The organism is Bacteroides faecichinchillae JCM 17102, from assembly GCF_000614145.1.
GTDB classification, from domain to species: domain Bacteria; phylum Bacteroidota; class Bacteroidia; order Bacteroidales; family Bacteroidaceae; genus Bacteroides; species Bacteroides faecichinchillae.
This window is the reverse complement of sequence record NZ_BAKK01000027.1, coordinates 49,533-60,949: the sequence shown is the minus strand read 5'-3', so window position 1 is coordinate 60,949 and position 11,417 is coordinate 49,533. Positions and strand designations below refer to the sequence as shown.

At 37.3% G+C, this 11,417-nt stretch carries 10 protein-coding genes; 9 read left to right on the top strand and 1 reads right to left on the bottom strand.

Annotation, left to right across the window (positions count from 1 at the left end; all coding sequences use genetic code 11):
* From JCM17102_RS13815 to JCM17102_RS13775, 9 genes are all read left to right on the top strand, one after another.
* Window positions 1–1,191, top strand: a 1,191-nt coding sequence (locus tag JCM17102_RS13815; protein WP_025075562.1) for a spore maturation protein, incomplete at its 5' end; no start/stop codon positions are given.
* A gap of 12 nt (window positions 1,192–1,203) precedes the next feature.
* A complete protein-coding gene (ybeY, locus tag JCM17102_RS13810; RefSeq protein ID WP_025075561.1) occupies window positions 1,204–1,641 on the top strand; it encodes an rRNA maturation RNase YbeY in 438 nt (145 codons plus the stop codon).
* Window positions 1,642–2,912: 1,271 nt separating this feature from the next.
* Window positions 2,913–4,799: a tRNA uridine-5-carboxymethylaminomethyl(34) synthesis enzyme MnmG gene (gene mnmG, locus JCM17102_RS13805; RefSeq protein ID WP_025075560.1), complete on the top strand. Its 1,887-nt coding sequence runs from the start codon at window positions 2,913–2,915 to the stop codon at window positions 4,797–4,799.
* A gap of 50 nt (window positions 4,800–4,849) precedes the next feature.
* Window positions 4,850–5,380: an adenine phosphoribosyltransferase gene (locus JCM17102_RS13800; protein ID WP_136498574.1), complete on the top strand. Its 531-nt coding sequence runs from the start codon at window positions 4,850–4,852 to the stop codon at window positions 5,378–5,380.
* A 75-nt stretch (window positions 5,381–5,455) separates the two neighbouring features.
* Window positions 5,456–7,288: an excinuclease ABC subunit UvrC gene (uvrC, locus tag JCM17102_RS13795; protein ID WP_025075558.1), complete on the top strand. Its 1,833-nt coding sequence runs from the start codon at window positions 5,456–5,458 to the stop codon at window positions 7,286–7,288.
* Between the two features lie 302 nt (window positions 7,289–7,590).
* Window positions 7,591–8,043 (top strand): D-aminoacyl-tRNA deacylase, encoded by a 453-nt coding sequence (dtd, locus tag JCM17102_RS13790; RefSeq protein WP_025075557.1) that lies wholly within the window; start codon window positions 7,591–7,593, stop codon window positions 8,041–8,043.
* 68 nt (window positions 8,044–8,111) lie between these two features.
* Entirely contained in the window at window positions 8,112–8,450 is a 339-nt protein-coding gene (locus JCM17102_RS13785) for a nucleotide pyrophosphohydrolase (RefSeq protein WP_025075556.1), read from the top strand.
* Window positions 8,437–9,339 carry a deoxyribose-phosphate aldolase gene (gene deoC, locus JCM17102_RS13780; RefSeq protein ID WP_025075555.1) on the top strand — a complete coding sequence of 301 codons (903 nt, stop codon included), beginning with the start codon at window positions 8,437–8,439 and terminating at the stop codon, window positions 9,337–9,339. Before JCM17102_RS13785 ends, deoC begins: the two co-directional genes overlap by 14 nt.
* A 410-nt stretch (window positions 9,340–9,749) precedes the next feature.
* The gene (locus JCM17102_RS13775) at window positions 9,750–10,430 is read left to right on the top strand and encodes a DUF1266 domain-containing protein (RefSeq protein WP_025075554.1); all 681 of its coding nucleotides are present in this window, start codon (window positions 9,750–9,752) and stop codon (window positions 10,428–10,430) included.
* Here JCM17102_RS13775 and JCM17102_RS13770 read toward each other — a convergent pair whose 3' ends face one another.
* The gene (locus tag JCM17102_RS13770) at window positions 10,431–11,405 is read right to left on the bottom strand and encodes a polyprenyl synthetase family protein (protein WP_025075553.1); all 975 of its coding nucleotides are present in this window, start codon (window positions 11,403–11,405) and stop codon (window positions 10,431–10,433) included.
* Window positions 11,406–11,417 lie beyond the last annotated feature (12 nt).

The window sequence follows — 11,417 nt, the reverse complement described above, 5'->3', positions numbered from 1 at the left end:
TTTGTGATAGCCCTTGCAAGAGTGCTGTTGCTAGGAGATACGGAGATATTTACCGCTATTATAAACTCTACGTTCGACGCCTCAAAAACAGCCTTCGAAATTTCATTGGGGTTAACCGGAGTATTAGCTCTTTGGTTGGGAATTATGAAAATCGGAGAGAATAGCGGATTAATAACTTCATTGGCGCGTTTTCTCAGTCCGGTGCTTTGTCGGCTGTTTCCAGATATACCTAAAGGACATCCGGTATTAGGTTCCATTTTTATGAATATGTCTGCCAATATGCTGGGGTTGGACAATGCAGCTACCCCAATGGGATTGAAAGCCATGAAAGAATTACAAGAGTTGAATCCAAAGAAAGATACGGCTTCCAATCCAATGATTATGTTTTTGGTTATCAACACTTCCGGTCTCATCATTATTCCAATCAGTATCATGGTCTACCGCGCACAGATGGGGGCGGCACAACCGACAGATGTATTCATTCCTATATTGTTGAGTACATTCATTTCTACTTTAGTAGGAGTCATTGCAGTCAGCATTACTCAAAAGATAAACCTAATCAATAAGCCGATCCTGATACTAATGGGTATCGTCTGCCTGTTCTTTTCATGTCTGATTTTTCTTTTTTTGAATATTTCCCGCGAAGAAATGGGAACTTATTCTACGTTAATTGCCAATATCATTTTGTTCGGAGTCATTATTTTGTTTATTCTGACAGGAGTCCGTAAGAAAATCAATGTATACGACTCGTTTGTAGAAGGTGCTAAAGAAGGGTTCACAACAGCAGTACGCATCATTCCTTATCTAGTTGCTTTTCTTGTCGGTATTGCTGTATTCCGCACTTCAGGAGCTATGGATTATCTAGTAGGAGCCATCGGGTCTTTTGTTGGCTTATTTGGAATCGACACCAGTTTTGTAGGTGCCCTCCCAACTGCATTGATGAAATCACTTAGTGGCAGTGGTGCTAACGGTCTAATGATAGATACGATGAAAGAGCTGGGGCCCGATTCATTTGTCGGTCGAATGAGTTGTGTAGTACGTGGTGCTTCAGATACTACATTTTATATCCTCGCAGTCTACTTCGGTAGCGTAGGAATTACCAAAACCCGGAATGCAGTTACCTGCGGCCTAATTGCAGACTTTTCAGGAATTATTGCCGCAATCTTAATTAGTTATTTATTTTTCCTTTAAATCAGTTTTATTATGGCTGTAACTTATCAATCGGAAGGCATTAAAATGCCTGATCTCAAGAAGCGGGAAACAACAGAATGGATTAAAAATGTAGCTGCTTCTTATGGAAAAAGACTGGGTGAAATCGCCTATATCTTTTGTTCGGATGAAAAAATACTGGAAGTAAACCGTCAATATCTGCAACACGATTATTTCACAGATATTATTACTTTTGACTACTGCGAAGGAGATCGTCTGTCTGGCGATTTATTCATCAGTCTAGATACTATACGAACCAATGCTGAACAATTCGGGACGTCTTATGATAACGAATTGCATCGGGTAATTATCCATGGTATTCTTCATCTCTGCGGAATCAACGACAAAGGTCCCGGTGAACGGGAAATCATGGAAGCTGCGGAAGATAAAGCATTGACAATGCTACAAGAGAGATTTCAGAATAAAAAATAATGTAACATCGTTATAGTCTTTATCTTGTAATAATAAGTCCCCTTGTTTCATATCTATTTTGAATGAAACAAGGGGACTTATTATTTATAAATCATACTAAAAATAATCCAAATACGACTCAATCAGAACAAATAACATCCATACTTAATTTTTCATCATCATTCTTTGCGTTTAAGAGATTATCATTATAAAATACAATTCCATCATCGTACCCATTTATGGAAAGATTTGAATATTACAACTCAATCACAAATAAACACCAAACTATTCGTAAAAACAACTTCATTCTTCTTTTTTAATTAATATATAAAATGAAATAAAATAATACATAGAGTATCCCAATTCGATAATAGATTACGACTGTGGATAAATAAAATTGATGGATACAAGAGTGATCACCTGAAAAAATAAATGTTGTAATTTTACATGTGTTTCTAAATGCAAAAATAATAGCTATATATAAAAGAAAAAAGACCAGTGTTAATGAATAAAATATCTATTATACCTCCACACCAAAGACAATCGATAAACGCTTTAAAGAAAACACTAACAAATAAGAAGGGACTAAAAACAAAAAAAGAGCGAATAATTCCGCCCCACCTTTAAAGAATCCCCCATAAATGGGATTCTTTTTTCTTCATCTTCATTTTACTTGTTACCTGAAAAACTACTCTTTTACTCAAAATACCTAATAAAAACTAACTTGCCACCTAAAAACTAATCTTAAATCTAATCCTTAATTTTATAAACTAATACTTAATACCTTTTTCACCTTTTCTAATACCTAAAAATTCTTTAATCTAAAACTAAACTATAGAGTAGTTTCACAACTACGCTGCAAAGTTACATCGGATTTGGAAAAATGCAATAGCTCCTATTCTAAAAAACAGTTAATTGCTTATTTTATTGACTTATATCAAGAGAAAAAGGAGACAATTAAGTGTAAAATGACTCTTAGCTCTCTTTTCTAAAAATAGATTCCACTAATTTTCTATTTACTCTTAAAATCCATTCCTGTTCGAAGTAACAAAAAGACAGAAATAACAACGATTTAAAATCATAAATTCAAAATATTGCCCATTAGAAAGTGAATATCATCCACAATTTACTCCGAAGAAAACGACATTCTGCATATTTCTAACTTAAAATTAAAGAGATTTTTTATCCGTTCAGACACCTTGGCCGCAATTTTGGAAAGCAAAAACGGGCAGCGGATACAATTCTCGTAACTTTTCCGTAACTTTGCAGCGTTAGATAATAAATAAGACAGAATGGATTTTAAGTACGACGTTATTGTAATTGGTGCCGGACATGCCGGTTGCGAAGCAGCAGCTGCCGCTGCAAATCTTGGTTCCAAAACTTGTCTCATCACAATGGACATGAACAAGATTGGGCAGATGAGTTGCAACCCGGCCGTAGGAGGAATTGCCAAAGGACAAATAGTACGCGAAATAGATGCACTCGGCGGACAGATGGGGATAGTAACTGACGAAACCGCCATTCAGTTCAGAATCTTGAACCGTTCAAAAGGACCTGCTATGTGGAGCCCGCGTGCTCAATGCGACCGAGCCAAATTCATTTGGTCCTGGCGTGAAAAACTTGAAAATACTCCCAATCTTCATATTTGGCAAGATACAGTATGCGAGCTTCTCGTAGAAAATGGAGAAGTTACCGGATTAGTTACAGCCTGGGGCGTTACTTTCAAAGCCAAATGTATAGTACTTACGGCAGGAACTTTCCTTAACGGCCTTATGCACGTCGGTCGTCACAAACTTCCGGGTGGAAGAATGGCCGAACCGGCTTCTTACCAACTCACCGAATCCATCGCTCGTCATGGCATCAATTATGGTAGAATGAAAACCGGTACACCAGTACGTATTGATGCTCGTAGTGTTCATTTTGATCAAATGGAAATACAGGAAGGGGAAGCTGACTTCCACAAGTTTTCATTCATGAATACCAGTGTCAGGCATTTAAAACAACTGCAATGCTGGACGTGTTATACCAATGAAGAGGTACATCACATTCTTCGTGAAGGATTACCGGATTCTCCTCTATTCAACGGACAAATACAAAGTATCGGGCCACGCTATTGCCCGAGTATAGAAACGAAGATCGTTACTTTTCCGGATAAAAACCAGCACCAATTGTTTCTGGAACCGGAAGGGGAAACAACACAAGAGTTATATCTTAACGGTTTCTCCTCTTCCCTTCCAATGGATATACAAATCGCCGCACTAAAAAAGATTCCGGCTTTTAAAGATTTAGTAATCTACCGACCGGGATATGCCATCGAATACGATTACTTCGATCCTACCCAACTCAAACATTCGTTGGAATCGAAGATTATTAAAAATCTATTCTTTGCCGGACAAGTGAACGGAACTACCGGTTATGAAGAAGCAGGCGGACAAGGTATAATTGCCGGCATCAATGCGCACATCAATTGTAATGGTGGAGAACCTTTTACACTTGCACGTGACGAAGCTTATATTGGTGTATTGATCGATGATCTTGTGACCAAAGGTGTAGACGAGCCTTATCGTATGTTTACCTCGCGAGCAGAATATCGAATCCTTCTTCGCATGGACGATGCGGATATAAGACTTACCGAACGGGCATATAAACTAGGATTAGTCAAGGAAGAACGTTACAATCTGCTCAAGAGTAAAAAAGAAGCTATAGATCAAATCGTAGCTTTCACACATAGTTATTCGATGAAACCGGCATTAATTAATGATGGACTCGAAAAGATAGGAACAACTCCCCTACGTCAAGGATGCAAGTTGATAGAAATTCTAAACCGTCCGCAAGTGACAATTGAAAACATAGCACAATATGTTCCTGCATTCCAAAAAGAATTGGATAGAGTAACAGCAATGTTATCGGACCGCAAAGAAGAAATCCTTGAAGCTGCTGAGATATTAATAAAATATCAAGGTTACATCGATAGAGAACGTATGATTGCAGAAAAACTTGCTCGCTTAGAAAGTATAAAAATCAAAGGCAAATTTGACTACGCTTCTATCCAGTCTCTATCTACGGAAGCTCGTCAAAAGTTGGTTAAAATAGATCCGGAAACAATTGCCCAAGCAAGCAGGATTCCAGGAGTATCACCAAGCGACATCAACGTATTGTTGGTACTTTCAGGACGATAAGTGGCAACGTTTCACGTGAAACAAAAGAATTAAAGAAACGACATAAAACAATGATTATGAGCAAAGAAACGCTAATCAAAAGTATTCGTGAAATACCAGACTTCCCCATCCCGGGAATCTTGTTCTATGATGTAACCACCCTATTTAAAGATCCTTGGTGTTTACAAGAGTTATCCAATATCATGTTTGATATGTACAAGGATAAAGGCATTACTAAAGTAGTAGGTATAGAATCAAGAGGATTCATAATGGGACCTATACTAGCTACTCGCTTAAATGCAGGATTTGTTCCAATCCGCAAACCGGGAAAACTTCCAGCAGAAACTCTTCAAGAAAGCTACGATAAAGAATACGGAAAAGACACCATACAAATTCACAAAGACGCAATCGACGAGAACGATATAATACTTCTGCACGACGACTTATTAGCAACAGGAGGAACAATGAAAGCAGCTTGTGCACTTGTGAAAAACTTAAAGCCTAAAAAAGTATATGTGAACTTCATCGTCGAACTAAAAGATTTGAATGGAATCTCAATGTTCGGAGAAGATGTAGAAGTAGAATCAGTATTGTCATTATAAACTTATTGATTATATTTGCAGGGCGTAGCTGTATAGCTACGCCCTTTTTATTTCAGTACTTCATCTCTAAAGATTATGAATACAAATTCAGCAAACTCAACCAGCGAATACCTGAAAGGTATTGTAGCAAATCTTCCAGAAAAGCCAGGTATTTACCAGTATCTAAATACCGAAGGTACTATTATATACGTTGGAAAGGCTAAAAACCTAAAGAAAAGGGTCTATTCGTATTTTAGCAAAGAACACGAACCGGGTAAGACTCGTGTATTGGTTAGCAAAATTGCTGATATCCGTTATATCGTTGTCAATTCAGAAGAAGATGCACTATTATTGGAAAATAACCTGATAAAGAAATATAAACCTCGCTACAATGTATTATTGAAAGATGATAAAACCTATCCTTCAATATGTGTACAAAACGAGTATTTTCCCAGGGTTTTCAAAACAAGAAAGATTATCAAAAATGGTTCTTCCTATTATGGCCCATACAGCCATATCCCTTCTATGTATGCTCTACTCGATTTGATAAAACACCTATATCCATTACGCACCTGCAATCTGAATCTTACTCCTGAAAATATTCGGGCTGGTAAATTCAATGTCTGCTTAGAATATCACATTAAAAATTGTGCCGGCCCTTGCATTGGACTACAATCACAGGAGGAATATCTAAAGAATATCGATGAAATCAAAGAGATTTTAAAGGGAAATACTCAGGATATTAGTCGCATGCTACTAGAAAAAATGCAAGAGCTAGCAAGTGAGATGAAGTTTGAAGAGGCACAAAAGATGAAGGAGAAATACCTTTTGATAGAAAATTATCGTTCAAAATCTGAAGTGGTTAGCTCTGTTCTGCATAATATCGATGTCTTTTCTATTGAAGAAGATGATTCCAATTCAGCCTTCATTAACTATCTACATATTACAAATGGTGCCATTAATCAGGCATTTACTTTCGAATATAAAAAGAAACTGAACGAAACAAAAGAGGAACTATTAACACTCGGTATCATTGAGATGCGGGAGCGTTATAAAAGCCTGTCTCGGGAAATTATTATTCCGTTTGAGTTGGATATAAAACTGAATAACGTTAATTTCACCGTTCCTCAGCGAGGAGATAAAAAGAAACTATTAGAACTTTCGATTTTGAACGTAAAGCAATATAAAGCTGACCGTTTGAAGCAAGCAGAAAAGCTCAATCCGGAACAGCGAAGTATGCGTTTAATGAAGGAAATACAGCAAGAACTACATTTAAATAGATTGCCCATGCAAATTGAATGTTTTGATAACTCCAATATACAAGGTTCGGACGCTGTAGCGGCCTGTGTTGTATTCAAAAAAGCCAAACCATCAAAAAAAGATTATCGGAAATACAATATAAAAACTGTAGTGGGACCTGATGATTATGCTTCAATGAAAGAGGTAGTAAGAAGACGTTATCAACGTGCCATTGATGAGCAATCACCGCTTCCGGACCTGATTATTACCGATGGTGGTAAAGGGCAAATGGAGGTTGTTAGAGAGGTTATTGAAGATGAATTAAAATTGAATATACCTATCGCTGGATTAGCTAAGGATAATCGTCACCGTACTTCAGAATTATTGTTTGGATTTCCACCACAAACCATCGGAATCAAACAGCATAGTCCCCTATTCCGTCTACTCACTCAAATACAGGATGAAGTACACCGCTTTGCTATTACTTTCCATCGGGATAAACGCAGCAAACGACAAGTAGCTTCTGCATTAGATACCATTAAAGGTATCGGGGAAAAGACAAAAACAGCTTTATTGAAAGAATTTAAGAGTGTAAAACGAATAAAAGAAGCGTCATTAGAGGATATATCTACAATCATCGGTGAATCAAAAGCCAAAATCGTCAAGGAGGGATTAAACCAGAATATTTAGTACCTGAATTCACTTTTACATAAACGGGTAAAGTAGTATTATACCTCGATCACAGGGCTCTGCTCTTCAATATTAAGGACAATACCAAGAAATACACTCTAGTAAAACGGAGTTTATTCATCGTATAGGATAGTAATTAACTTAAAGCCTTTCTTAATTTGCCTAACCAGAGGTTTACACTATCAGAGATATTGAGGTTGAATCTTCAAACAGGTATAACGAGAATAATATTCCCTCTATTCCATCATTTTATTTACCGAATTTCGTAAATTTGCCTTCTGTAAATAATAACAAAAGAATCAATGAGAGTAGTAATTCAACGTGTTAGTCATGCTTCAGTAACCATTGATAAACACTGTAAGTCCTCTATCGGTAAAGGAATGCTAATATTAGTTGGAATTGAAGAAACTGACGGAAAAGAAGACATCGACTGGCTTTGCAAAAAGATAGTAAACCTTCGCATTTTTGATGATGAGAACGGTGTTATGAATAAATCTATACTGGAAGATGGAGGTGAAATTTTAGTTATCAGTCAGTTCACTTTACATGCTTCCACTAAAAAAGGAAACCGTCCCTCGTACATCAAAGCTGCCAAACCGGAGATCTCTATCCCACTCTATGACCAATTCTGTAAAGATCTGAGCGGTGCATTAGGAAAAGAAATTGGTACAGGAACTTTTGGTGCAGACATGAAAGTTGAACTTTTAAATGATGGTCCTGTTACTATATGTATGGACACTAAAAATAAAGAATAAAATCAATCTGTGATGAGAGGAACCAACACCTTCCTATCAATGATTCAAACCACTTAAACCATTATATTATGACTCTGGAAGAAGCTCAGAAGCAAGTAGACCAATGGATAAAAACATATGGTGTCCGTTACTTTAGCGAATTAACCAATATGACTGTCCTGACCGAAGAAGTAGGAGAATTAGCGCGTGTCATGGCACGGAAATATGGTGACCAATCCTTCAAAGAAGGTGAAAAAGACAACATTGATGAAGAAATAGCCGACATTTTATGGGTACTTCTTTGCATTGCTAACCAAACAGGAGTCAATGTTACTGAAGCTTTCCAGAAAAGTCTGGAAAAGAAAACAAAGAGAGACAATAAAAGACATATTAATAATCCAAAACTGAACGATCATGGAAGAGAATAACTCACAACCTAGTAAGTATGAAATCGCTTTGGCGAAATACAACACCAATCTAAATGATGCAGATATACAAGCTCGCGTAGCTGATCTGATTGAGAATACAGTGCCGATAAACAATACAGAAGAGGTTAAAAAACTCCTATTCAACTGTATTGATCTGACTACACTGAACACTACGGACAGCGATGAAAGTGTCATGCGCTTTACTGAAAAAGTGAATCAATTCGATGATGAGTTTCCCGACCTGAAGAATGTAGCCGCTATCTGTGTATACCCTAATTTCGCCGCTATTGCCAAGAATACATTAGAAGTAGAAGATGTTAATATTGCCTGTGTATCAGGAGGTTTTCCATCGTCTCAGACCTTCATTGAGGTGAAAATTGCAGAAACTGCATTAGCTATCGCTGACGGAGCAAACGAGATAGATATCGTAATTTCCGTAGGCGAATTCCTGAATGGTGATTATGAAACAATGTGCGACGAAATCCAAGAACTGAAAGAGACTTGCAAAGACCACCATCTCAAGGTGATTCTTGAAACAGGCGCTTTGAAAAGCGCTTCCAATATCAAAAAGGCTTCTATCCTATCCATGTACTCAGGCGCAGATTTCATCAAAACATCAACCGGAAAACAACAGCCTGCCGCTACACCTGAAGCCGCGTATGTGATGTGCGAAGCTATCAAAGAATACTACCAGAAAACAGGAAATAAAGTGGGATTCAAACCTGCCGGAGGTATCAATACCGTAAATGATGCACTCATTTACTATACGATCGTCAAAGAAATTCTTGGCGAAGAATGGTTAAACAATCAACTTTTCCGTCTAGGAACAAGTCGGTTAGCAAACCTTCTGCTTTCTGATATCAAAGGCGAAGAAATTAGATTTTTCTAAAAGTCACATTTACAATTTAAATATAACTACTGCCCAACATTCGTATTTATAACGAATGTTGGGCAGTAGTATTTATTTAAGAAAAACTAAAATTACTTATTGTTACTATTTACTTTTTCACTATCTTTGTGATACATTTAGTTATTACATTTTGGTATAACTAATTGAATTAGAGAACGTTTTATTTATTACCTACTCCTGGAATTCGGCAAAATTCAAAGTTATGAGCGGTGATAAGCAAACGGGTCTCACGCACCTTCACGTATACATTTTTGTTATATATCGAATGGAGCGTGGGACTGTTGCTTGTATCGTCATAACGGCTTGCCGAAGCCCCAGGAAAGATATCAAGTGGCAGTTCTCACGCTTTTCAATAAATCCTATACCATATTATAATAAGAAGTATATTGATGAAAATGCACTTAAAGACCTTACGATATAACTATAACCCTTTAAATCTGATTCTCAATACAAAGAGAAAACAAGGATTACGTATCGGCTATATGCATGCTACACTTGAAAACTTTTGCCTCAATAGTATTGAGACAGGATTACCCAAACAAGAAGTAATCAAACTTCTCGCCAATAAATTCAACTGTGTTGATACTGATTCGACCTGCAATATGTTACAATTCCTGATGAACGAAGGAGACAGAATATCTTATGCTATACAAACTCCCTTTTTGCTATCAACAGACAATTTGAACGAGTTTGAAACAATAATACGTAAACGCTTTTTCGGAGTAGAACGGTTTGTTCAACAAGGCAAGAATCTATATAACTTCGTAAAATACGCAGAGGAAAGAAGAGATCCAATCATTTGGATTAATGATCTTGAAAGGGGAATTATCGGATGTGATATGGGATTAGCAGTCACAATTGCTCGTGCAGCAAATGAATGTGGGTATATTACTAGAGAGGAAACTTGGGAATATATCGAACAAGCAAACACTTTTTGTGCTGAAGTCCTCAGTACTCCAGAAGAAATAGATAAAAGTTGTCTGATCGGAAGAGCTATAAAATCAGATAGAATAGAGGATTGGGAACAACTAATTTTATGCTATTCGCTTTTGAGTAAATTCAGGAAATGATCACTTCTCACGATCGACTACATAATCCAGATAAGTCTCCAAAGCAACCCGCACCTCTGAATCTGGTAATATACTTAACAAATCAAGAGCTTTTTGCTTATATGCATTCATTGTCTGAATAGCATATTCAATTCCCCCATTTTCTTTGGTAAACGAAATCAAACAAGCTATTTCTTCCATACTGGCTGTACCCTCTTTTATCTTAAATGCAATTTCACGTATTCGCGCATCCTGAGTTGCATTCAACACATACAAAGCCGGTAAAGTAAGTTTTCCCTCAAGCATATCATTACCCGTCGGTTTACCTATCTCTTTGCTATCAAAGTAATCAAAAATATCGTCTTTAATTTGAAAACAAATACCTATATATTCACCCAATAGACGGGCAAATTCAGTATCCTCCTCTCCTACTTCTACTGAATAAGCTGCCGCTTTTGTACAAGCAGCAAAAAGAGCTGCCGTTTTCTTACGAATCACATCAAAATAGACCTTTTCGGAAAAACTGTGATTGCTTACATTCGACAACTGAAGCAACTCTCCTTCAGCAAGATCCTGTCCCAACGAAGACACAACTTGTATGATATCATGACTTTTAGTAAGCCCAGCATGAACCAGACTGGTAGCTAACAGGTAATCTCCTGTTAATACCGACACCTTATTATTAAAAACAGCATTCACTGAAAGTTGTCCCCGACGCTCGGTACTCTCATCCACTACATCATCGTGCACCAAACTGGCAGTATGAAGAAGTTCTAAAGATACAGCTGCATGAAGAGTACTCGGACGGATTTCACCATAGAGACGTGCAACTAAAAGGACGAGAATAGGACGCATCATCTTACCATTCCTCTGACGTATATAAGCTATTACACTATCGAGCAATGCATTCGAACTAGAGAGAGAACTGTCAAAAAGGTCTCTGAAATCCTCAAGTTCAGTCGTTATTGGTTTTTTGATGCAAGTGATACTATCCATTCACACACAATT